The following is a 21,682-nucleotide window of genomic DNA, read 5'->3' on the forward strand; positions in this document are numbered from 1 at the left end:
TTAACTGAACTAACTTCACCGTATTGTCCGAAAAGATCTTTAAGATCGTTTTCGTCTTTGCCGTAGGGAATGTTCCCGACATAAATTTGTGTCACATTGTACTCCGTGAAAAAATCGAACTATAACCAGCATAATCCTTATGACCATTTTATCCATTACAATCTTATGGGAATGTTAAAAATAATTGTATTTCCGTTATTAATGCTGGCACGGTTGCATATCTTTACAAAAATGAGCTAACCACATGGAAGGTGCCAAAATAGGGGTTATTACCTGCTTAGGTGTAGTTCGAAAAGTAAGATTACGAAGGAAGCGGGGTAAAGTAAGGATCAGAATTTTGAAGTTTTTGGAGAATAACGTTTCGCGGGAGAGGTCGGGAGAGGTGGTATCCCTGAAGCGTATCAATTTTATTTTTTATTAAAAAGTCAAAATGCTCGCTTTCCTCGACCCCTTCAGCCGTCACACTCATTCCGAGAACGTGAGCGAGATTCGACATGGCTTCGACGATATGGCGGTTTGAATTGACCTCAAAAAGGGTGAGTATAAACGATTTATCGATTTTAAGAGTATCAATAGGAAGTTGGGCTAAATAGGCAAATGACGAATAACCGGTTCCAAAATCATCCAATGCGATCCGTACCCCTCCATCTTTGAGTTTATTGAGTTGGACAGCGGCTACATCGATGTTTTCCATAACGGCACTTTCGGTAAGCTCGACTTTTAAAAAGGAGGGCGGTATGTCACGTTCTTTGAGATAGTTTAAAAGATCTTGAGAAAAATGTTCTTGGAGAAGTTGTTTGGATGAGACATTGATTGCCACAAAAAACGGCTGTGAGCATATCTGCCGTACTGAAGTGATAAAATCACAGGCTTGTTGTAATACTACTTCGCCGATTAGGAGAATATCTCCGTTGGTTTCGGCAACCGTAATAAAAATATCGGGAGAAACAAAGCCTTCTGTCGGATGGGGCAGCCGCATAAGCGCTTCATATCCTTCCAATCGGAGTGTCGTACTGTCAATCAGCGGCTGAAAATAGAGTTCAAAAAGGTTTTGTTTCAGTCCGTCACGTACCAACGATTCAATGTATAAAAAGTTGTGGATAGCGCGCTGCATAGAGGAATGGTAGTAAACAAATTGGTTTTTCCCTTTATTTTTGGCTTCATACATGGCCGTATCGGCATGTTTGATCAAATCTTCCCCGTTTTTGGCGTCTTGAGGGTAGAGGACGATTCCGATGGAGGTGGAGAGAAAAAAATCGATTTCGTTGACCCGGAAAGGACGTTTGAACATTTGAATCATACGTTCGGCAAACGTGTCAACGTGTGACACATCGGTATTTTGGAGTAAAACAACAAATTCATCCCCGCCGAAACGGGCACAAAAGTCATGCTCTTCCGTAGTTTCGAGAATACGGCGGCTCACTTCAAGTAGGATTTTGTCACCGACTTCATGTCCCATCGTGTCATTAATGTTTTTAAAATTGTCCAAATCCAAAAAGAGCAGAGCAAAAGGGGTTGAAGCGGAGTGCTCGAAACGATTTTCAAGTTGAAGTTTTAGTTTGGCCCGATTCGGAAGAAGCGTAAGCGGGTCATGGTAGGCTAAAAATGCGATCTCGTCACTTTGTGTTTTTGAGGAGGTGATATCGGTGGTGATACCGATAAAGAGTTTGAGTGTCGGATGATGGTGAATCCGGCTGTTAAGCCATCGCGATTCACCGTCATTGCGGAGAATTCTAAAACGGATCTCTTGGGATTGACCGGGGCGAAGTGTTTGAAAAAACATTTTGACCAATTCTCGGTCATCGGGATGAATCTGCTGCTGCCAGAGAGAAGGATCGGATAAAAACGTCTCTTTGGTAAAGCCGAAAACCCCTTCAACCGCATTGTTGACGTAGTGAAGAGAGAGCGTTTTATTATCAATGTACCAGATCACTTCATCGATACTGCTCAAGATCTCTTCAAGTTCCTGATTTTTAGAGTTGAGCAACGTTGATAGTTCTTGAGCCTGATATTCTATGAGTTCTTTAGAGAGGCGCAGCTCTTTATTCAGACGATTGATATCGGTGAGGTTACGTATATTGACAAAGAACCGGACATGATCATCTTTGCGAATCATCCGTACACTTTTAATCGCTTGTACAATTCTCCCGTCACGATGGAGAAAATCGGTTTCCGCATCGAGGGATTTCCCCTCGTCCATAACTTTTGTGATACATTTTGAAAACACGTCAATATCGGCTAAAAGACTCAATATATTGAGCCCTAAAAGCAGATCATTTTCATACCCTACCATCTCGGAAAATGCTTCGTTGGCGAAGAGAATAACCCCTCGCTCATCTACCATTAAAATCCCCTCCGGAAGATAATTAAGTACGTCGTAAAGAGGGGCTTCTGTTTGCATTGAATCCTAAACGTGATTATTTTGTGATATTGTAATTTTTTATAGTTTAAAACTACCTTTTTATTTGTGTTAGGAAAGCATAATCAGAATTTAGATATAATCGCGAAATTTTAGTATATAAAGAGTTTTCTAATGGTACAAGTTACAAAATTAACAATGCGTTTCGGAAGTCGGATTTTGTTTGAGGGGATTAACCTCAAACTCGACCGCAACAAACGTTACGGTCTTATCGGAGCCAACGGCGCCGGAAAAACAACATTCTTGAAAATTCTCAGCGGTGAGATCAAAGAGTACGAGGGGGATATCTCCATCGAACCGGGTCTCAAAGTGGGTGTTTTGGGACAAAATCAGTTTGCATTTGAAGATTTTACGATTGCCGATGCAGTATTGTGGGGAAATAAACGTCTTTTCGATGCGATCAAAGAGAAAGAGCATCTTTATGCGACGGGAGATTTTGAAGACGATAAAGTCAACGATCGTTTGGCTGAATTGGAGATGATCTGTGTCGAAGAGGACCCGACTTACGAATACGACGTTCAAATTGCAAAGATTTTAGAAAATGTCGGAATTTCGGCAGATCATCATAACGATCTGATGTCGAGTCTCCCGTCATCGGAAAAATTCAAAGTTTTGCTGGCACAGGTTCTGTATCCGAAACCGGATGTTTTGTTCCTCGATGAGCCGACGAATAACCTCGATATCGATACAATCGGATGGCTGGAGCATGAGCTTCAACGTCACGAGGGAACGATGGTCGTTATCTCGCATGACCGTCACTTTATCAATGCCGTCGTTACCAATATTCTCGATGTGGACTTCCAAAAAATTCGTGAATTTACCGGAAACTACGATGACTGGTATCTCGCTTCAACCGTTATGGCGAATCAGGCGCAGTTGGAACGCGATAAAAAACTCAAAGAAAAAGAGCAGCTCGAAGCATTCGTTCGACGCTTCTCGGCCAATGCATCGAAAGCAAAACAAGCTACTTCACGTCAAAAACAACTCGATAAACTCACGATTGATGACATCAAGCCATCTTCCCGCCGTGATCCGAGCATCGTTTTTAAAGCGAAACGCCAAATGGGTGACGAAGCACTCGATGTGATTGATGTTTCTCACAGCTACGGGGATTTGAATGTCTTGCACGACATTAACCTCAAAATCGTTCCGGGTGAGAAAATTGCTGTTATCGGAGCCAACGGTGTGGGTAAATCGACGTTGCTCAAAATCATCATGGAAGAGATCAAGCCGACCGGCGGCAGTGTCAAATGGGGAGCAACGATCGAGCCGACCTATTTCCCTCAAGATACGGCTGACCGTATCAAAGGAAGCGAGACGCTCTATGATTGGCTCCGTGCATTTGATCCGAAACGTGAAATTTCGGAAATCCGTAACTGTTTGGGGCGTATGCTGTTTAACGGCGAACAGCAGGAGAAAAGTATCGAGAAGATCAGCGGAGGGGAAAAACACCGTATGATGCTCTCTAAAATGATGTTGGAGGGGGGAAATTTCCTCGTTCTCGATGAACCGACCAACCATCTTGACCTCGAAGCGATTATCGCATTGGGAGAAGCGTTGTACGAGTTTGAAGGTAACGTAATCTGTGTGAGCCATGACCGTGAGTTGCTCGATGCATTCGCCGGACGTGTTATCGAATTGCATACGGATGGAAGCTATACCGATTTCAAAGGTACGTATGAAGAATTTGCTGAGGCAAAAGCAAGTGGAAACTTATAAAAATTACGTCGGGTTCGGTGTCGCCGGAAACTTTGCCCTACATCTTGAACAAGCCGGTGAAAGTGCCGATTTTAAAGACATACTGACGGAAGATCCTAACGGTCCGAAAGGGATGTTCCCTTTTTATGTCCCTGGACGCGAAGGGCAGCTGGGAATCTATCCGATTAGCAGTGATACCATTGCGCTCCCTAAAGAGGAGTGTAATGTTCAACCTGAACCTGAAGTCGCACTCATTTGTGATCTAGATTATGACTCAGAGGGTAATGTAACCGCTATCACGCCGAAGTTTTTCGGTGCCTATAACGATTGCTCACTTCGCAAAGAAGGGGCTGAAAAAATCAGCCAAAAGAAAAATTGGGGTGCCTCGTCCAAAGGGCTCTCTTCAACCCTTATTCCGATCGATACATTTGATAAAGGCGGAGTGATGGATACGTATCGCATCGCTTCTTTTTTACGACGCGAAGGGATGCTGATGCGTTACGGAGAAGATGTTGAACTCACGGGTTACAGCTTTTTTTACGGAAAACTGCTGGAGTGGATGAAAAATCAGATCAATTCCCAAGTTGATTTCGGTCCCTTAGAACCGATCAACAGCTATCTCAAAGATGCGGGGAACCCTCAGCAGGCTATTATCAGTATCGGCGCAACCCGTTATACCCGTTTTGGGGAGAAGAACTTTCTCCAAGAGGGGGATGAAGTGATTGTCGTGGTGTATGACAACGGACAATACTGTACCAACCCAATCCTCTCGATGGCAAATCGAAACGCTTTTGAAGCTGAGGGGATAAGCGCATTGGTGCAAAAGGTAATCCGTGCTTAAACCTGGACTGTACCGCCATTACAAAGGGAAACATTACGAGGTGATCGGTGTTGCAAAACACTCTGAGACATCTGAAAGTCTTGTTGTGTACCGCCCATTGTACGGTGAACGCGGTTTATGGGTACGACCGCTCGAGATGTTTATCGAGATTCTTCCCAACGGCATGAAACGCTTTGAATACTGCGGAGAGATCCAGTGAGCCGTGGAACGAAACTCTCTCTTGATCTCGGCGCCTCATGGGGCGATGGATGGAGTATGGAAGAGGAAAAAACCTCCAAGGTACTCACAATTCTCGAACCCTCTGCACACCGCCTTGTTTTCCAAAAAGAGAAACGCAAAGGGAAAGTGGTGACACTTGTCGGCCCTTTTAACCTCAGCGAAGAAGATGCCCTAAAAACGCTTTCAGCCTTAAAAAAATCACTCGCTTGCGGTGGTGCGTACAAAGAGGGGTGGATGGAGTTTCAGGGCGATATTGCACCAAAAGTACGCGAAAACCTCGAAAAACTCACCTTTAAATTTAAAAAATAATTACAACTTATTACTAAATACCACTTGATTACGTCCCCGTTCTTTTGCCGCATAGAGGTTGGTGTCTGCCGCATGGATTAATGCATCATCACCCATAAGTGCTGTCGGAACGATACAGATGCCTCCGATAGAAACACTTAGTGTCGGTAAAATTTTTGATCCTTTATGCTCGATTTTTAATTTTTCAATATTCGAGCGCAATCTCTCCCCCATAATATGAGCATTTTTGCAATCAATATCGGTGAGGATAATGCCGAATTCTTCCCCACCCAGACGAAACGGATAGTCCCCCGGACGCTGGAAGGTAGCTTTGAGGGTTTTCGCAACTGCTTGAAGTGCCTGATCCCCTTGCAAATGACCGTATGTGTCGTTGTACTGTTTGAAAAAATCGATGTCAAGCATCATAAAGACGAAAGGTTTAGCGGAACGCAAAGCCCGTTTGAACTCCCGCTCATATACGAGATTAAAATAGCGTCGGTTATATAGGGAAGTAAGCGAATCGGTATAGGAAGCCTGCTCAAGCTTGAGATTGAGATGCTGTAGAGTTTCAGTTGTGGTGATAAGTTGATACTGCTGCCATTCGATTCGGGCAAATATTTTCCATGCCAATCCCATCACTAACACTAAAATGACTCCCAAAAACAAAATCAACTGCATCAGCGCATTTTCATATCGTGCCATAAGATTCAAGTGCTCATACCGCGCTGAGGCATTTTCATAAGCGATTAATTGACGGATTGTTTCATGGATGGAGTGGAGATTATCGTTTAATGTGCTCAACGAGATCGGGTGCGAATGTTTCGGATCGAGCATGATGGAGCGGATCTGGATAAAGTAACCTCCGATTTGATCCATCTGCGATTCGGTGTAATCGACATAAGGCATCTCTTCGGGACGTTTGGGATGGGAGAGATAGCTTGACCATCCCTGCTGTATTTTTTCCATGCCGAGTGAGATTTTTTGCGCGGCATCATCATCGCTGAGCAGGTGATTGTGCCAGCGGTAGACGGTTATAGTTAGATCATTTTCATACGCATCATTGATGGAAGAGAGTTCGCTTAAAGGGACAAGGGAACCGTAATAGAGGGTATCCATATGCCGTTTGATATTTTTGATATTGAAATATCCGATCAATCCTACAACACTCAGCCCAAATCCGACCAGTAACAATAAGTAAAGGAGTTTGGATTTTAGTTTGAGCGATTCCACGGTTTGGCTTAATCTTTTGTATTTGGATAAATAATCTAAGCAACTCCTATACCAAAAGCCAATACAATCACATATTATAATCGGGAGGTAGACAATGGCAAAACGTCTTATTAAAGATGAGCGGATTAAAACAATTGTCCATAACATTGCCGAAGACTTTCGTTTTTCACATGAGACAGGTGATTATGCGCTCTTATTTTATAAAGCGGATACGGAAGGCTCGGTTCGCGGAAGCGATATCGATTTGATGATCGAATATCTCTCTACCGGACTTAAAGAACTTCAGGACAATATTCAGTGGCGTAGAGAGTTTTTGAGTGAAAATCCCGGAGTTGATGAGATGCGCATGTTGGAAAATTTGGGTGTTATCGAAAAAGAGTATATCGATTTACTCGAATTTTTACGTTAAGAATGAATTGGAAAAGGTTGAAAATATGAAATTAAAATTTTTAGTTGTTAGCAGTTTGATAGCTGTTTCGACACTTGGGGCAAATGAGGGTTTTAACAGTGAGTTCAGCCATTTTGTCGGTGGAGCAGTAATGGCAGGGGGGATTACGGCGGTTGTTGACCGCTATTATCCGGAATATCGCTCTGATAGAGGGATGATCGGATTTGAGGTGAGCAGCATCGCTATCGTTGCAGAACAGGGGATAGAGTATGCTATGCACGGTAATGCCCGCGGACAACTGTTGGATGCAGCTTCACATATCGCCGGCTCTGCGTTGGGCGCCTATGTTACGGACCAGTATATATTGTCTCCTGTCGTTCAAAACTCGGCGAGTGAAGGGAAGTACATCGGATTAAATCTCCAACATACTTTCTAAGTTGCAGGAGCGTTTATTTCGCCGCTTTATAAGGTTCGAGAGGGAGCTTTTTGCTGATGGCGTATTGGATTCCTCCGGCCAAATCGATAACATTGTAACCTAACTGGTTTCCTAAATACGTTCCCAGCACTTTACTGCGGCTACCGCTGTTACAGATAACGGCAAAGCGTTCATTTTTTTTGACTTTTGTATTCAGTTCCGCCAAAAATCCGTTTATATCGTAATCCCCTTTTTCATTAAAAAACATAATAGGGATCGAACCTTTGACTAACCCAGTGGTTTTCCATTCTTCGGGAGTACGGATATCTATAATTTTGATTTTGGAATCGATCAGTTTTTGATCGATCGGTTGACGAATATAGTCGGCCATCAACGTGGTGGCAAACAACATAATGGTAATAAGTAAAATGCGCATTCTAAATCCTCTTGAGGGTATAATGGCGGTATTGTATCGATGAATAATTAATATGAGGGTTTATGGCGACATCTAAAACGGAAAATTCAAAACGGCTTCGGTATATTCGACTGTTGGGACGATTTATCAATGGAATACTCTCGTATTTAGCGAAAAGTGAAAACCCGACGAAAGAGCAGTATGACCAAAAAGTAGATATGAATTTCCGGTTTTTGGAAAAAAATGAAGCGGTCAAACTGTATAAAGATGAATACATGGTACTCGAGGCGTTAGGGCAAAAAATTCTCGATTTTCGTGCTAGTGATGAGAGTATCGAGACGATTAAAGAAGAACTGTTTTACGCCCAAAATCAGTTGGAAAAGAGGGTTAATGCCCGCAGCTACAAAAAATCAAAACATGACAATCATGCTACGGACGGGTGGTAAAGAAATATATTAAATACTGATGACACGGTTTCTTCCTGAACTTTTTGCATCATATAATGCTTTATCGGCTCTGGCAATCGTTTGAAGGATCGGTTCGTCTTTCTGATATAACGTTATTCCAAAACTGCACGTTATTTTAGGATTCTCTTCAAATGTATGCATTTCAATGGTGTTCCGGAGATTTTCGATAATTTGAGTTGCTGATTCTAGAGATGTTACCATTATTAAAATGATAAATTCTTCTCCGCCCCATCGGATGATTTCATCTTCAACTCTAAGAGATCCTTTAATTAACTCGGCTAGCGATTGAAGAATCTTATCCCCGACATTGTGACCATAGGTATCGTTAACCTGTTTAAAATAGTCAATATCAAGCATCGTGAGGGCAAGTTCCTTATGCTGCAGTTTAGATGTTTGAATAAAATTATTTGTATTCATCTCGAAAAAATAGCGATTACGAACTTTAGTAAGCGGATCAAAAAATATTTTGCTTTGAAGTTCGAGATTTTCTTCCATCGTTTCGGAGATATCGGTGAAAGAGACTACCTTGAACGAATCGCTGATTAACGTTATTTCTGTATGGAACGCATGTTTCTTTCCCTCTTTATCGGTCATCATTACGATACGATCGGCATTGGGGTATGTGGATAGGATATCAATCCAAGAAGCATCAGGACTTATTTTTTCCAGATGAAAAAAACGATCGTTTTTTTCAAAGAAATCGCAAATGCAATGATAGTGTTGAAGAAAGTCCGAGAGATTTCGGTATCCGAAAAAGTTTAAAAAAGCGTGATTGACTTCTGAAATCCTTTTTCCGTCTGAAATAATTACAATGGAGTGCTGTGCATCAAGAATTGTTTTGATTTTTTGCAAGTTTGCTTTTTGTTTAATGTAAAAAAATAATATGAATATGAGAATAATGACGACTGTAAAAAAGATCAAGTAGGTAATAACGGTAATGTAATACTCATATGACGTATCAATCGATGATAACGGTTTAAAAAGTAAAAAGGTGGCTATCGGAGTTTTGTCAATAGTATATAACGGATGACGAATAATGAGCTGCCGACTAGGAACATCAATTTTATACGTTTGATGCGGGTCGATAAAATAGTCGAGTCCATGACGTTCAATATCAGCTAAAATAGTCTTATCCGCATTTTTATTGGCAATATAATGCTCGTTGACAAAGAGTTTAGTAAACGGCTTTTGGAGTTGATTTGTATATCGTTTGTCAACGATGATAATGGTTTTGTATCCTTCGTATTCTAACTTTTTGGCAATGGAATTGAAATGGCTGATAACTTCAATAAAACCTAAAAAACGGGAATTTTTGTCATATATCGGAGTCATGGCTTTGAAAGTCAAGTCATATTTGCCAACGCTGATACTCGTCATAATCTGAGGGGTAGTAAGTATCTTTTTAACATCCGAACGGACAGCAGAGATATCGTCATTTTTTTGAGAATCCCATGATCGGGCAAGGCTAATCCCGCGATTGTCCACAAGTTGAATCCAAACATTTTTAAAATCGGTGTTATGATTTAATTCCTGTGATAAAGATAGGAGCAGCGGTTGGATATCGCTTTTTTGAATCAATGCTTTTTCAATGTCGGAGTTTTTAGTTAAAGAGAGGGCTATTGAGAGGGTAGCATTGCCTTTTTCATCGATCAATGTATCAATTTTTTGTTCGGCCATGGATGCCATGGTTGCAAAATTTTCACGCTGAAAATTTTCAATTTTATCTTTGCGGTAAAAGTTCATTACAACCCAAATGGCGATTGCAATTAGAAGAAAAAGGAGGATAAGCGGAAAATCCCGTTCTTTTCTGAGCATTATGCTTACTTTTCTTTGGAAATTAAACCATTGTAGCAAATTAAAAATTAATTAAGTAATGTAGTGATGAAAAAAGTTGTAATTTTTATATTATGTTGAGGGATTAAAGCATTCCCAAATGTTCCAATAGGATTTTACATCCTAAACCGATAAGCATCAATCCCCCAAGCATCTCTGCTTTGCTCTCTAACAATGAACCTAATTTTTTCCCGATATAAACTGCCGCAACACAGAGGATAAAGGTTACAAGTCCGATAACTCCCGCTGCAATGAATATATCTGTTTGTAAAAAGGCAAATGTTACCCCGATCGCCATAGCATCAATACTGGTAGCAATTGCCAGTGAGATAAGGGTTTTATTTGATAGATCGCTTACCTCTTCGTCAAACTCGTTTTTATACGCTTCATAAAGCATTTTACTCCCAAGTCCTACGAGGAGAATAAATGCGATCCAGTGATCAAACGCCTGGACGTAATCGGCAAAACTGATTCCGATAAAATATCCTGCGATCGGCATAGCCGCTTGAAAAAATCCGAAAACGGCGGAAATAAAAAGGGTTCTGGAAAGTAACAACTCTTTGTATTTAGAACCGATGGCGATTGAGACAGCGACGGAGTCCATTGCCAACGCAACGGCGAGAAGAAGAAGTGTTTCCATAAAAAATCCGTGATTAAAGTGCGGAATTATAGCATTAAGGGATACGCTCCAATCGGTCTTTGACATCACTGAGACGAACAAAGGAAAAACCTTCTGCTTTTAACTTTTCTACCCCTTCTATCACTCCCTCGCGTGTACCGCCTTCGGGATGGTTCATATGAAAAATAACGATATCGCCGCCGTGGGCGCTCTCTAGCTGCTGCGCTACTTTGGGTGCGCTAAAGGTGGCCCCTGCATCTCCCAGAACACTGAAGCCTGCGATCTCGACTCCGTTTTGGTGTGCAATGGCAACCGCTTGTTCATCATAATAAGCGGTACCGGATCGAAAAAAGCGGGGACGTTTGCCGGTGAGCTTTTCAATCAAGTCACCGTTTCCGTTGATTTCATGTGCGACCTCTTCAGGCGAAGCGGTACCGGGGATATTGTAAACACTTTTACCGTTTACCGAGAGAGGATGATGTGCGGTACCGTGGTTGGCGATTTCAAACAATGGATTTGCTGCCAATCGTGCAAAAATTTCGGGGTTGCTTTGAATCCATCGGGAGTTAATGAATAAGGTGGCAGGAATACGGTTTTCACTCAAAAAGTCGATAAGCCCCGCATCAAACTGCGAACTTTTTGCACTTCCCCCGCACGCATCAAAGGTAAGGGCAACCTCTTTTTTATCGGTATGGAATTTTGTGGTTACCCCGGTAACGTTCTCTCCCCATTGTTTCGGCTCATCGGCGAAAAGGGAAAGGGCTGTAAGCAAAAAAGCTAAAGAAAATTGCAGAAGCATAGAATGATCCTTGTTTATAGAGCTGAATTGTAGCATAGTGGATCAAACTCTTTAGTTGCATCTTAATTTATGTTTTCTTCTTTACTTTGACATTGAAACGGTTAACGACCGCCTTTTCCGCCACCAAAACCGCCACCGTTATTCATCATTCTTTGAGGAGCATTTTCTGGACGGTTCATAAATTTTTGTTTTTGTTCTTGGGTCATAGTCTGATAGCGGCTTTGAAGTTCTTTGTGAAGCTGTTCGCGTTCTCTCTGATTCGTCATTGTCCCGCGTTTCTCCAAAAGCTGATCGGTATTCATATTGTGAAACGTATTACGGATTTCGTTTTGGGTACGTTCACGTTCTTGCTGCATACTTTGTTGAGTCGTTTGAACTCCTGAATCTGCAGCTTCTGCAAGCATAAATGTTGACAAAACAATACTTGCAGAAATTATTGTCATATATGATTTCATAGTAATACTCCTTTCTTAAAATATAGAGGAGTATGAAGTATTACTTTTCATACTCCTTATGGTTTAATGCGCTGACTTATCTGTTTTGCTTCGATAATAGCAGTTTTATTCGCCGTGGGCAGCTAGAATCGCAAGGCGAACCGCATCCGCATCGGCAGCTAATTGCTCATTCGTCACACCGGCTGGATTGCTTACACCTAGGATAATGTTCATAGCTTTAACGGTATCAGCTGTGATCGGTTTGGTTTTATCCGATGCACTTGCTAAGAAAGTGACGGCTTGCAAATAGGCCGACCCCCCGCTTAGTGGAGCAATAGATTCACCTTTTAAAACTGCTTGATAAAGTGCTAAACTTTGTGTCGGAGAATCAACACGAACGATAGCAATTTTTGATTCATCGATTGTTGGTGTATCTGGATTATCAGCAATACCACTGTCTCTTGTTCCAGCAAGAATGGCTGCTTTAATAGCATCCACTGTAGTCAAGTGGTAAAGGTACCAATCTGAAGTACTCGAAAGCGCTTCTGCCTTTGCTTGATCACGAGTATGCTGAGGTGCACGAGCAACGTTTAGTCGGCCGTATTCACCTTCTGGGATACCTTCTTGAGCCCATACCGGTTTTCCTTTGTTACCGCTGGTATCGGACTTCCCTTTTTGGTGGTTTTCAGAATCACCTTTATAAACAGCGTCTTTTCCACCTTTGCCTTTTCCTGATCCGCCTTTGCCTTTATCGGATTCCCCGCCTTGGCCTTTATGCCCGCCGGTACCCTTACTTCCATTGCTTCCTCCGTCTTCTTCTGCAAATGCATTGGTTGCAAAGCCATTGAAGTGTACAGATGCCGGCATGATTAATGAAGCTGCTAGTACAAAACTACCTGCTGTTAAAACTTTCGTGATGAATGATGATTGTGTTGCCATGGACAACTCCTTGATATGTATTTAGATTTATATTCTACAAACCATATATGAGATTAATATGAGATTTTTTATATTTTATTTGGTGTTTTTTATAAAGATTGTTGTGTTTTCTTTGGAAGTGGAAAAGTGATAGATAATTAGGAATTCAAAACGCATAAAGCGTTTTGAAAAGAATTAAAAGTGATAGCCTAAACCAAAGCGGAAGAGGCTTTCATCATTGTCGTAAGTGACGACATCAGGAGAAGATGATCCTGTCGTAAAACTATATGAGCCATAGTTGGTATAGCTGTAATCCATACGCATAAAGAGGGATTTATTGAATGGAATCTCGGCACCGAGGCCGACACGGCTTCCCAATACAGTATTGTCCTGATCTACCCAGTTATTGCCGCCGGCACTTCCTTTTAAATATTCTGAATTAAATTTGGTTTCGACACGGCCGACACGGCCATAGATCATAGAACCGTTTTTTAGGACATATCCCAATCGAACACTTTCACCGAAGCCACCTTTTTTGTGGACGTAATAATCACGTCCGCCTGTAGCACTCGATGTTTGTCGGTCATGATGCCATCCGAAGGTGCTTGCTTCTGCTTCGAGTTCTGCCCCGAGATACCAGTTGCCGAATGTTTGACCATATCCGAGGAATGCCCCTCCGGTAAAGCCGTCTCGACCAAAATCGGCGTTAAGAACAGTTCCGTCACTGTGGAGTGCTTGGATATTACTATTGAGTGGTCCATGCCCTAACATTGCACCGACATACATTCCATCCAGATAATTTGGATCAATGGAAACGGTTTTGTCAGTAGTATCGCTTCCACCGAAATTCCATCCGAGTCCGAGTTTAAAAGTACCGCCGGTGATATCGGCAGCATCATTGCGCAGAAGTGTTCCTACATCGTTAAATACTGGAATTGTGTACGTATTATAATTAGTATACGCATAATCCATACGCATAAAAAGGTTATTTCCCATCGGGATGTCAGTTCCTAATCCGAGACGGAAACCATCCATCGTTTTATCTTGGTTTACAGTATAAACGGTACCATCGACAGATGTTCCGGATTCATCAACTGCCTGGATATAGTTATTGAATTTGGTACGAGCCCAACCCATACGGCCATAGAATAATGACCCGTTATCGAGCATATATCCCGGACGAACGGAGAGAGAAAATCCGTTATCCTGAGCGACTTTAAAGAAAGTGTCACCGATGTGGTCATGGGAAAGTTCAGTGTTGCTGTGATCAAATTCCGCTTCTGCTCCAAAATATAAATGTTTGTCAAGCATCTGCCCATACCCTGCAAAGAGACCGGATATGATCCCTGTTTCGGCAAACTTGCCATTGTCATAATTAAGAGGATTGCCGGTCCAAGGATCACGTAGTCCGGAGGTTGCTGCATTGAGGCTGTTTACGCCTAAGGTACCCCCAGCGTAAAAGCCTGTTAATGTATTGCTGAACGGTTCTGCAAATAGTGACCAGCTAGGATAGGTAAATGTTAGTGTTGTCGGCTGTACCCGTGTTCCGAAATCGGTTCCAAGAGTTACATAGATGAGATTATTATCATATTCTGCATAGTTGACAGGAGCTGTGTAATCCGGACTTTGTGACATTGCGGTAGAGCTACGCTTGCGATATTGGTAATTAGCTGCACTGTAAACGGCATTGGAAAGATAATATTTCACTCCGACACCCGCTCCTGTATAGATATCGGTTCGATCGATATCATTGTATTTACTCCATTGCCGAGTAAGCGATGCATTGAGTGAAAGATCTCGAGAGAGATTATGGTTAACTTTACCGGTTAGCGCCGTATTGATATAGCCTGATGAATTGAGTACCGTTGTCTCTTCCAACGAACGGGAAAGATCGAGTGAAAAAGTCGTCCATGGAGCTGTTTGGTATTTAACGTTCAGGCCGTAATCAGTTGCGTCAACGTTATTGAAGAGTGGATCATTATAATATTGGCGGATACGCCCGATATAAGCTTCACTCGAGAGGATATCGGAGGGCTTATAGGACATTCCTAGTGTTGCGTTATAGCCGCTTGAATTACGATTGTTTCGAAGCGGATCCGTGATCCTGTACTGTCTATGGTCATTTGCCCCTTGAACAAAGAGTTTTACTGCGTCGGAAGCAGAGTAGGTCACTCGTCCACCGACTAGTGATTCTTTGCGGTCACGATAATCATTGGAATACGTTCCGCCGCCGACGAGAGAGGTGTTTTCATAATTCAGTTTTGTCGCTGAAGCTCCCAATCGTACGGATAAGCGCTCTGTGAGGTCATGATAGATACCGATGTTTCCGCTTAGGTCAGTATAGCGGACCGGATTAGCTAATGCCGATGTTTGCTCAACTTCAAGGGCATCTGGAGAGGAGCGGTCTTCGTGATTGCGGGAGAGATGCACGCCGCCGTATACATTGGTCGATTGGGTTAGATCTAAACGCCCTTTTCCATATACCCACGGATCGTTTGTATTTTCAGCTGTAAAACGGTGGTAGCGGTTTAGATCGACTCCGCTTCCTAATTCTAATGAATGGCGGTCAAAGTTAGATTTCATTCGAATTTCTGGAGTCGTTGTCAGAATTGCATCTGATACCTCATTTTTACGTGAGGCATAGATGTTGTCATCGTACATCACAGTGGCAGATAATTCGGGAAATAAGAGAAAGTTTCCCCACGGGATTCCACCTGTGTTCTCTTCTTTCTTAACACTGTGCTGAATTTCTTGGACAGGGTCTTCCGGTTTTGGCGGAGTAACCGGAATTGTACCGTTTTGAATAACTGAACCTGTTTGATTGCCTTGTTGTGCTTGATTTTTTGCTTGTTCGTTTGGCGCCCCTATCGCATTTGTCGCCAAAATAAGTGCCGCAGCGATTGAAATACTATAACTCATACTAGTAATAGATCGGGTCATATAGAATCCTTGATAATTATTCAAGGGCAATTCTAATAATTTTAAATGAGATTTTTATAATATTATTAAAAATAATTTTAAATATTTTTTATTAGTTGAAATCCATTTTATAACCTATAGTGCTAATGTTGCGAAGAAGTTGGGGAGAAGTTTTTTTTCGAATGCTGCGTACCAGGGTGCGAAGTGCATCCATACTCATAAAAGAGCCTTGCCATACGTGATTTTCTATTGTTTTATAGGGGATGACTTTCCCTTTGTTTTGTAAATAAAGTTCGATTAAAAGTGATTCTTTTTTAGATAATTGTATGGGTTCTTTGTTGGGGTAATTTATTATTTTATTGATTGGATCATAGATAAAGTTATTGGGTAAGTTAGAAAAGGTTGCCGGGTGTTGTTCAAGAATTTTTTTGACTGAAATATTAAGTGCGTCAATTAACGCATGCTTACTTGTTGGTTTCGTCAAAAAACGGGTGATTCCTAGATTGATTGATTCGAATAAACTCTCTTTATCTGTTTGAGATGCGGTAATAATAACGGGTATATGTGCCTCTTTCTGACGAAGATACCGGAAAGAATCAAGCCCTTTTTGGTCCAATACATGGAGATCGATTAATGCCAAATTCATTTTTCCTGTTTGTATCATAGTATGTGCAGAATCCGGCGGGTTGGCACTTATAATATTGAAACCATTTTTACGTATCAAAGGGGAATTTTTTTGGTGGCTCTTAATATCATCATACAGATAAAGAAGAGTCATTTCACTAATTTTAATCATTGCTATTGGGTCTCTTTTGGATAAATTCAATTAGAAAGTTTAGTATGCAGTAATTATATTTTAATGAGAATTTTGCATAAATGGATACAGAATTATTTCATTTTCAATTGATACTATAAAGTCATTTTGTAGCCAAGCCCGTTGCAGTTTTCAATAATATCTTTATAGGTTTTTTTACGTAGAGAGTGCACAAGAGTACGTAGCGCATCCATGCTCATAAAAGAGTCTTGCCATACTAGTACGGCAATGACATCATAAGAGATGATTTGATTTTTATTTCGTATTAGAAGTTCGAGCAACAGATACTCTTTTTTAGATAATTGATCTTTTGACCCATCCGGACGATTAATTGTTTTATTGATCGGATCGTAGCTAAATTTGTTGTGGAGACGGGTAAATGTTAGCGGATGACAATTAACCGCTTTTTTTTTGGCGGCTTCGAGCGCATCTATGATCTCTTCTTTTGCACAAGGTCTGAGTAAATAGCGGGTAATGTCAAGATTAATAGCTTCCAAGAGTATGTGTTCATCCGTAGACTTTGTCGTGATAATAACCGGAGTCATGACTTCTTTATCTCGAAGACAACGGATGAAGTTTATCCCGCTATTGTCAGGTAACTGCTGATCAATCATAATAATGTCAACTTCATTTTTTCTAAAGAGATTGCATCCCTCCAATGTATTATCCGATGAAAGAACGCGTAAGCCATGTTCGCGCATTAATTGTGTGGTTTTTTCTCGAAGTTCTATTTTATTTTCGATAAAAAGAACGGTTAGTTTTGCTGAGTTGAGCATTTATTGTCTCCATTTATTTTTTTTAACAATGAATTTCCTTGGAAACGATTTAAGGTAAGACCATAAATAAAGATATTGGATTTTCTGTACTTTCTAGATTTCATAGGGATTTTAAAATAAAAAAATGAGAAAAAAATTGGGTAGATTAAAAAAAATTATATTAGTTGTTATTTGTGAACAAAGAAGATGAAAAGATAGCAGTTAATATTTAAATATTTATATGTAATCTTGCTATACTGCAAAAATTCATATTAAGTTTAAAAAATTTCTATTTCGTTTGAATACAATAGCCAGAAAAATTTGGAGCCAAGAACCTTATGAGAATACTTGAAAATTTAACTCTTTTATATATTGAAAATGATTTACCTTTTCGGAAAAAAACAACAGAAATGCTTCGTGATAACGGGATGAAAGTGTTAGAAGCGGAAACTACTTCAGAGGCTAGAAGTATCATAACGGATGGAATAGATATTATCCTTATTGATTTAAATCTTCATAAACAGGATCGAATTGATTTTATACGCTTCCTCCGGGAAAAAGAGGTTTCGATTCCTATTGTTATTACCGCAAATTGCAGTGATAAAGAGATATTGCTTGAAGCAATTAATCTTGATACAAGTTATTATTTGATTAAACCGTTTGATGACTCGGAGTTGCTTGCGGCTCTCAAGTTTGCAGCTAAAAGGTTATCTACTAATACTTTGCTCCCTTTGATTGATCTTATGAAGGGATACCACTATGACTTAATAAATAAATCGATTATATATCCTGATGGGCATAAGGAACATCTCACCCAAAAAGAGTCACTGCTTTTAGAACTTTTTTTGAAGAACGAGCACAAATACATCTCTTATGAAGTTATCAAATGTTATGTCTGGAATGATGATACTATTAGTATGGATACGATACGCACACTAGTACGCGAAGTTCGTGCCAAAACGTATTCTGCTTTGATCAAAAATCAAAGCAGGGTTGGTTATAAGATTGATCTTTAAGGAGAACAGTCCGTGTTGTCTCCAAAGATACATCGACCGTTCGTAATGAGTTTTCGAATGAGAAAAAAGAGTGCGACAGAAGCTATGAGTGCACTGACGAGAGCCTGTAGCATAAGCCCATCCATATAAAAAGTGATAGTAGCAATGATAAATGCAATTGTGAGGATAAAACACATTATTCTGTTTTTTCTTTGACGTAAGCAGCCCCGTGATTCACTTGTTCTTTGGTCCATTCGACGGAATGGGATGTATCTTCTTTAACACCGTGCCATGTAGCGGAACAGCCGGAAAAAAATGTCAAAACAAGGGTAAGAGAAAGGAGAGATTTCATTAGAATGCCTCTTTGTATAAAATACGAAAATTGTAACGGAGAAATGTTAACTACGGGTATTTCATTAACTAGAAAATTATCTCTTATAGCCTATAAATAGGCCATAGAGATAAGTAAGAGAGATATCAGGATTGAAATTGGTTGAGTTTGCTTTTCAGACTGTCGGTGAGTCCGTAGAGATGTTCTGCGGCACTTGCGATTTCTTCTACACTTCTGGCATTACTGGCCGTTAAGTCGTTGATTTTAGAGATGGAATTAACGATTTTAACGGAGTCATTCGCTATTTTTACCGAGTTATCGGCATTGCTCGCAACATTGATAATGGATTGATTCATTGAGGTGACCGTTTCCACAACCACATGTTCGACATTTTCGGAGATTCCGACAAGACGTTGAATATTTTTGGCATTACTCCCCATTTGCTCGGATGAGTCGTTGATTGATTGAACGATGACGTTAATGGTTGCATTGATTTCGGTCAAACTTTTTTGGGTACGTTCTGCCAGTTTTCGCACTTCATCGGCGACAACCGCGAATCCACGACCATGCTCACCTGCCCGTGCTGCTTCGATAGCTGCATTGAGTGCCAGGAGATTGGTTTGATCGGCAATATCGCTGATCACAACCAAAATCATTTTGACTTGTGCCGCTTCGCTGCTCATCTCTTCGAGTTTAGCTGCCAAAGCTGTTTCTGATTCGCTTGCCGCTCCGACATCATCTCTGAGTGATTGGATATCTTTGAGCATTTCATTGAGACGCTCACCGGCTACTTGAATACCGTTTTTTGTATTTTCTGAGATAGCCGCAGTGGATTCGATGAAACTTTTTATTTCAGTAATCTCATCGATCGTACTTTGGACGATACTCATACTTGCTTCGGCATTTTTACCGATTTGCAGACTTGTCGCACTCAGTTCACTCGAGACCGAAGCATTTTCATCCGCGGCATATTTCGCCTCTTTAATCGTGTGTTCTAGTGTTTCTAAAAGGGTATTGAACTGTCGATTATCACTTTGATTTCATCTTTTTTATCGTAAATCAATCGGATTTTCAAATCTTTGGTTTCGACAAAGTTTCTAATTTTTGTCTCAAGTAAATGGATGGATCCGCGTATCTCATGCATGACATAATAACTGATGAGAAAAACAACGGCTAACGCAAAGATGAAACACAGAGCCAGATAGTGACCGACCGACTCGGATTTGCTTTTACTGAGTTCGACTGCACTGGCAGCAATCTCATCCAAGCTTTTTGCCAAATCTTTACTGGTCGCGATTAATGTGCTCAAATCGATTTTATTTCTTTCAATTATTTCGGCATTAATGATTAGAGGAGCTTTTTGATCGAAGTCTGTTCGATAGTTATCAGCAAATGCAATTGCTTCGTCACACTTCTTTTTATTAGCTGCAATCGAAAGCTTTTCTTTTAGATCCATGATCAACTGTTTGTTAGCATCGAGATTGGTATGCACTTTGTCTAAGGTATCCTGATTCGGATTTTTCAAAAACTGGTACACTGATATCCGTGTTTGTAGGAACTCGTTTTCGATCAGTTTTGCATCCGATGCTCGGTCCAAAGCTTTTTCAGCAGAAGTGTTTGCATTGCTGTAGATGAGATAGGTTACTAAAAATACAATTATCAACGTCAACGGTATGATCAGAAGCTTTGCTTTGATGGTGAGGTTATTCATAGGTTGCCTTTGTACGATTATTATACAATCATCATAGATCAATAAATATTATAGGATTATTAACTTTTATGTTAATATTTATTTTTGTGACAAGAAGATAGACTTACATGCAGAACTTTAAAGTGATTAAAAAGATTGAGGATTATAAAGATAAATTACAGGGATTTAAGAGTTGGTGACCCCAACGAGATTCGAACTCGTATGGCCAGAATGAAAATCTGGAATCCTAACCATTAGATGATGGGGCCACATAAATGCGGTTGAAAAAGTGGTGTCTCGTGATGGATTCGAACCATCGGCCCCCTCATTAAAAGTGAGATGCTCTACCGGCTGAGCTAACGAGACATGAAATAACAATAAACTGTTCCAGCACAATTTATGGACGGGAATTATAGCGGTTGTAACCTTTTTTGTCAATAGAATTTGGGTGAAAATGGAACGAATAGAGTATTTTGTCTTATAAAGTGCTCAAGAGAGGCGTTGACGCACGTAGTAAAGGGCGATTTCATGATACTATTATGCATAAAATTAAAGATTTAAAGAGACAATAAGATGCAAGATACTCGGAATATCCGCTGTGCTTTATTATAGTATCAAAATCATCATCACGACTTTTTTGATTGTATTGATTTCAGAGATTGCGAAACGGAGCTCATTTTTGGGTGCTTTGCTCGCATCCATCCCATTAATGTCGGTACTTGCGATGCTTTGGTTGTATGTCGATACGAAAGATGTAAACAAAATAAGTATGCTCTCAACCAGTATTTTTTGGTTGGTACTGCCATCATTGGCGTTATTCGTTACGCTCCCTTTTTTACTTAAGCAAGGGCTGAATTTTTATCTCAGCCTCTCTCTTGCGATTATGGTCACGATGGTATGTTACTGGTTTATGGTGACAGTACTAAATCAATACGGTATTAAACTGTAACAATATTATTAAATGGGGGTAGAGTGTGATTAAATTACTTTTTCTAGTGTGGATAATGGTGATTGCGGGAAGTGCCGCACCGATTCAAACGGACGAGCAGTTTAAAGCTGCAGTTGCATCAATAGGCAATGAAAACAAGCTGGTTCTGATGATCTATACCACGGACGATTGTCCCGAATGTGCGTATATGAAACAAAAAGTATTTCACGATAAAGCGGTAGAGGCTTATATGAACCGTAATTTCGT

At 40.7% G+C, this 21,682-nt stretch carries 25 protein-coding genes, 2 tRNA genes and 1 pseudogene; 10 read left to right on the plus strand and 18 right to left on the minus strand.

Going from position 1 to position 21,682, the window contains the following annotated elements; genetic code table 11:
* Both PHP90_RS09965 and PHP90_RS09970 read right to left on the minus strand, forming a co-directional pair.
* Positions 1–95: pseudogene (locus PHP90_RS09965) on the minus strand (RNA-binding protein); the annotation flags it as partial.
* A 206-nt stretch (positions 96–301) separates the two neighbouring features.
* Positions 302–2,401, minus strand: a complete 2,100-nt coding sequence (locus PHP90_RS09970) for a GGDEF and EAL domain-containing protein (protein WP_299929043.1) — start codon at positions 2,399–2,401, stop codon at positions 302–304.
* Between the two features lie 132 nt (positions 2,402–2,533).
* Here PHP90_RS09970 and PHP90_RS09975 point away from each other — a divergent pair, with 132 nt between their 5' ends.
* Genes PHP90_RS09975 through PHP90_RS09990 form a run of 4 tightly spaced genes read left to right on the plus strand, consistent with a single transcriptional unit; the run spans position 2,534 to position 5,486 of the window.
* Positions 2,534–4,138: an ATP-binding cassette domain-containing protein gene (locus PHP90_RS09975; RefSeq protein WP_299929046.1), complete on the plus strand. Its 1,605-nt coding sequence runs from the start codon at positions 2,534–2,536 to the stop codon at positions 4,136–4,138.
* Positions 4,125–4,958, plus strand: coding sequence for a DUF5718 family protein (locus tag PHP90_RS09980; RefSeq protein WP_299929049.1), 834 nt, complete (start codon positions 4,125–4,127; stop codon positions 4,956–4,958). Before PHP90_RS09975 ends, PHP90_RS09980 begins: the two co-directional genes overlap by 14 nt.
* On the plus strand, positions 4,951–5,157 hold the full coding sequence (locus tag PHP90_RS09985) for a DUF1653 domain-containing protein (RefSeq protein ID WP_299929052.1): 207 nt from the start codon (positions 4,951–4,953) through the stop codon (positions 5,155–5,157). The genes PHP90_RS09980 and PHP90_RS09985 overlap by 8 nt, the downstream gene beginning before the upstream one ends.
* Positions 5,154–5,486 (plus strand): translation initiation factor, encoded by a 333-nt coding sequence (locus PHP90_RS09990; protein WP_299929055.1) that lies wholly within the window; start codon positions 5,154–5,156, stop codon positions 5,484–5,486. Before PHP90_RS09985 ends, PHP90_RS09990 begins: the two co-directional genes overlap by 4 nt.
* On the opposite strand, the gene PHP90_RS09995 is transcribed toward PHP90_RS09990, so the two are convergent.
* Positions 5,487–6,695: a diguanylate cyclase gene (locus PHP90_RS09995; protein WP_299929058.1), complete on the minus strand. Its 1,209-nt coding sequence runs from the start codon at positions 6,693–6,695 to the stop codon at positions 5,487–5,489.
* 94 nt (positions 6,696–6,789) lie between these two features.
* On the opposite strand from PHP90_RS09995, the gene PHP90_RS10000 reads away from it, so the two are divergent.
* On the plus strand, positions 6,790–7,104 hold the full coding sequence (locus tag PHP90_RS10000; RefSeq protein WP_299929061.1) for a hypothetical protein: 315 nt from the start codon (positions 6,790–6,792) through the stop codon (positions 7,102–7,104).
* Positions 7,105–7,129: 25 nt separating this feature from the next.
* Positions 7,130–7,519, plus strand: a complete 390-nt coding sequence (locus PHP90_RS10005) for a hypothetical protein (RefSeq protein ID WP_299929064.1) — start codon at positions 7,130–7,132, stop codon at positions 7,517–7,519.
* Between the two features lie 13 nt (positions 7,520–7,532).
* Here the strand turns inward: PHP90_RS10005 and PHP90_RS10010 are convergent, their stop codons facing one another.
* Positions 7,533–7,934 carry a rhodanese-like domain-containing protein gene (locus tag PHP90_RS10010; protein WP_299929067.1) on the minus strand — a complete coding sequence of 134 codons (402 nt, stop codon included), beginning with the start codon at positions 7,932–7,934 and terminating at the stop codon, positions 7,533–7,535.
* A 62-nt stretch (positions 7,935–7,996) separates the two neighbouring features.
* On the opposite strand from PHP90_RS10010, the gene PHP90_RS10015 reads away from it, so the two are divergent.
* Positions 7,997–8,359 carry a hypothetical protein gene (locus PHP90_RS10015; protein ID WP_299929070.1) on the plus strand — a complete coding sequence of 121 codons (363 nt, stop codon included), beginning with the start codon at positions 7,997–7,999 and terminating at the stop codon, positions 8,357–8,359.
* Between the two features lie 9 nt (positions 8,360–8,368).
* On the opposite strand, the gene PHP90_RS10020 is transcribed toward PHP90_RS10015, so the two are convergent.
* The 8 genes from PHP90_RS10020 to PHP90_RS10055 all read right to left on the minus strand — a co-directional run bounded on the left by PHP90_RS10020 (position 8,369) and on the right by PHP90_RS10055 (position 17,492).
* A complete protein-coding gene (locus PHP90_RS10020) occupies positions 8,369–10,195 on the minus strand; it encodes a diguanylate cyclase (protein WP_299929073.1) in 1,827 nt (608 codons plus the stop codon).
* Positions 10,196–10,298: 103 nt separating this feature from the next.
* Positions 10,299–10,853, minus strand: a complete 555-nt coding sequence (locus PHP90_RS10025; RefSeq protein ID WP_299929076.1) for a manganese efflux pump MntP family protein — start codon at positions 10,851–10,853, stop codon at positions 10,299–10,301.
* 34 nt (positions 10,854–10,887) lie between these two features.
* A complete protein-coding gene (locus tag PHP90_RS10030) occupies positions 10,888–11,631 on the minus strand; it encodes a polysaccharide deacetylase family protein (protein WP_299929079.1) in 744 nt (247 codons plus the stop codon).
* 101 nt (positions 11,632–11,732) lie between these two features.
* Complete coding sequence (locus PHP90_RS10035; RefSeq protein WP_299929082.1) at positions 11,733–12,086, minus strand: hypothetical protein; 354 nt, start codon at positions 12,084–12,086, stop codon at positions 11,733–11,735.
* Between the two features lie 105 nt (positions 12,087–12,191).
* Positions 12,192–12,932, minus strand: a complete 741-nt coding sequence (locus tag PHP90_RS10040) for a hypothetical protein (protein WP_299929085.1) — start codon at positions 12,930–12,932, stop codon at positions 12,192–12,194.
* Positions 12,933–13,178: 246 nt separating this feature from the next.
* Positions 13,179–15,923, minus strand: coding sequence for an outer membrane beta-barrel protein (locus tag PHP90_RS10045; protein WP_299929088.1), 2,745 nt, complete (start codon positions 15,921–15,923; stop codon positions 13,179–13,181).
* A gap of 91 nt (positions 15,924–16,014) precedes the next feature.
* Positions 16,015–16,698 carry a response regulator gene (locus PHP90_RS10050; protein ID WP_299929091.1) on the minus strand — a complete coding sequence of 228 codons (684 nt, stop codon included), beginning with the start codon at positions 16,696–16,698 and terminating at the stop codon, positions 16,015–16,017.
* 113 nt (positions 16,699–16,811) lie between these two features.
* A complete protein-coding gene (locus PHP90_RS10055) occupies positions 16,812–17,492 on the minus strand; it encodes a response regulator (RefSeq protein ID WP_299929094.1) in 681 nt (226 codons plus the stop codon).
* Between the two features lie 317 nt (positions 17,493–17,809).
* Between PHP90_RS10055 and PHP90_RS10060 the strand changes: the two genes are divergently transcribed.
* Positions 17,810–18,487: a response regulator gene (locus PHP90_RS10060; protein WP_299929097.1), complete on the plus strand. Its 678-nt coding sequence runs from the start codon at positions 17,810–17,812 to the stop codon at positions 18,485–18,487.
* Here PHP90_RS10060 and PHP90_RS10065 read toward each other — a convergent pair.
* The 6 genes from PHP90_RS10065 to PHP90_RS10090 all read right to left on the minus strand — a co-directional run bounded on the left by PHP90_RS10065 (position 18,484) and on the right by PHP90_RS10090 (position 20,853).
* Positions 18,484–18,663: a hypothetical protein gene (locus PHP90_RS10065; RefSeq protein WP_299929100.1), complete on the minus strand. Its 180-nt coding sequence runs from the start codon at positions 18,661–18,663 to the stop codon at positions 18,484–18,486. The genes PHP90_RS10060 and PHP90_RS10065 overlap by 4 nt on opposite strands.
* A complete protein-coding gene (locus tag PHP90_RS10070) occupies positions 18,663–18,818 on the minus strand; it encodes a hypothetical protein (protein WP_299929103.1) in 156 nt (51 codons plus the stop codon). Before PHP90_RS10070 ends, PHP90_RS10065 begins: the two co-directional genes overlap by 1 nt.
* Before the next feature lie 125 nt (positions 18,819–18,943).
* A complete protein-coding gene (locus PHP90_RS10075) occupies positions 18,944–19,687 on the minus strand; it encodes a methyl-accepting chemotaxis protein (protein WP_299929106.1) in 744 nt (247 codons plus the stop codon).
* A gap of 113 nt (positions 19,688–19,800) precedes the next feature.
* Positions 19,801–20,508 (minus strand): hypothetical protein, encoded by a 708-nt coding sequence (locus PHP90_RS10080; protein WP_299929109.1) that lies wholly within the window; start codon positions 20,506–20,508, stop codon positions 19,801–19,803.
* A 173-nt stretch (positions 20,509–20,681) separates the two neighbouring features.
* A tRNA-Glu gene (locus tag PHP90_RS10085) sits at positions 20,682–20,756 on the minus strand.
* Positions 20,757–20,777: 21 nt separating this feature from the next.
* Positions 20,778–20,853, minus strand: a tRNA-Lys gene (locus tag PHP90_RS10090).
* Between the two features lie 232 nt (positions 20,854–21,085).
* On the opposite strand from PHP90_RS10090, the gene PHP90_RS10095 reads away from it, so the two are divergent.
* Positions 21,086–21,436, plus strand: a complete 351-nt coding sequence (locus tag PHP90_RS10095; protein WP_299929113.1) for a DUF3147 family protein — start codon at positions 21,086–21,088, stop codon at positions 21,434–21,436.
* 25 nt (positions 21,437–21,461) lie between these two features.
* On the plus strand, positions 21,462–21,682 hold a 221-nt coding region (locus PHP90_RS10100; RefSeq protein ID WP_299929116.1), incomplete at its 3' end, for a thioredoxin fold domain-containing protein.

Source organism: Sulfuricurvum sp. (assembly GCF_028712165.1).
GTDB lineage: Bacteria > Campylobacterota > Campylobacteria > Campylobacterales > Sulfurimonadaceae > Sulfuricurvum.

What these genes read in the sequence shown, in the direction of transcription:
- PHP90_RS09975 (WP_299929046.1), top strand. Translation starts at nt 2,534, where the DNA reads ATGGTACAAGTTACAAAATTAACAATGCGTTTCGGAAGTCGGATTTTG.
- PHP90_RS09970 (WP_299929043.1), bottom strand. Translation starts at nt 2,401, where the DNA reads ATGCAAACAGAAGCCCCTCTTTACGACGTACTTAATTATCTTCCGGAG.
- PHP90_RS10075 (WP_299929106.1), bottom strand. Translation starts at nt 19,687, where the DNA reads ATGAGTATCGTCCAAAGTACGATCGATGAGATTACTGAAATAAAAAGT.
- PHP90_RS10040 (WP_299929085.1), bottom strand. Translation starts at nt 12,932, where the DNA reads ATGCCGGCATCTGTACACTTCAATGGCTTTGCAACCAATGCATTTGCA.
- PHP90_RS10060 (WP_299929097.1), top strand. Translation starts at nt 17,810, where the DNA reads ATGAGAATACTTGAAAATTTAACTCTTTTATATATTGAAAATGATTTA.
- PHP90_RS10065 (WP_299929100.1), bottom strand. Translation starts at nt 18,663, where the DNA reads ATGTGTTTTATCCTCACAATTGCATTTATCATTGCTACTATCACTTTT.
- PHP90_RS10020 (WP_299929073.1), bottom strand. Translation starts at nt 10,195, where the DNA reads ATGCTCAGAAAAGAACGGGATTTTCCGCTTATCCTCCTTTTTCTTCTA.
- PHP90_RS10070 (WP_299929103.1), bottom strand. Translation starts at nt 18,818, where the DNA reads ATGAAATCTCTCCTTTCTCTTACCCTTGTTTTGACATTTTTTTCCGGC.
- PHP90_RS10005 (WP_299929064.1), top strand. Translation starts at nt 7,130, where the DNA reads ATGAAATTAAAATTTTTAGTTGTTAGCAGTTTGATAGCTGTTTCGACA.
- PHP90_RS10080 (WP_299929109.1), bottom strand. Translation starts at nt 20,508, where the DNA reads ATGAATAACCTCACCATCAAAGCAAAGCTTCTGATCATACCGTTGACG.
- PHP90_RS10015 (WP_299929070.1), top strand. Translation starts at nt 7,997, where the DNA reads ATGGCGACATCTAAAACGGAAAATTCAAAACGGCTTCGGTATATTCGA.
- PHP90_RS10030 (WP_299929079.1), bottom strand. Translation starts at nt 11,631, where the DNA reads ATGCTTCTGCAATTTTCTTTAGCTTTTTTGCTTACAGCCCTTTCCCTT.
- PHP90_RS10050 (WP_299929091.1), bottom strand. Translation starts at nt 16,698, where the DNA reads ATGATTAAAATTAGTGAAATGACTCTTCTTTATCTGTATGATGATATT.
- PHP90_RS10045 (WP_299929088.1), bottom strand. Translation starts at nt 15,923, where the DNA reads ATGACCCGATCTATTACTAGTATGAGTTATAGTATTTCAATCGCTGCG.
- PHP90_RS10025 (WP_299929076.1), bottom strand. Translation starts at nt 10,853, where the DNA reads ATGGAAACACTTCTTCTTCTCGCCGTTGCGTTGGCAATGGACTCCGTC.
- PHP90_RS10035 (WP_299929082.1), bottom strand. Translation starts at nt 12,086, where the DNA reads ATGAAATCATATATGACAATAATTTCTGCAAGTATTGTTTTGTCAACA.
- PHP90_RS10000 (WP_299929061.1), top strand. Translation starts at nt 6,790, where the DNA reads ATGGCAAAACGTCTTATTAAAGATGAGCGGATTAAAACAATTGTCCAT.
- PHP90_RS10010 (WP_299929067.1), bottom strand. Translation starts at nt 7,934, where the DNA reads ATGCGCATTTTACTTATTACCATTATGTTGTTTGCCACCACGTTGATG.
- PHP90_RS10055 (WP_299929094.1), bottom strand. Translation starts at nt 17,492, where the DNA reads ATGCTCAACTCAGCAAAACTAACCGTTCTTTTTATCGAAAATAAAATA.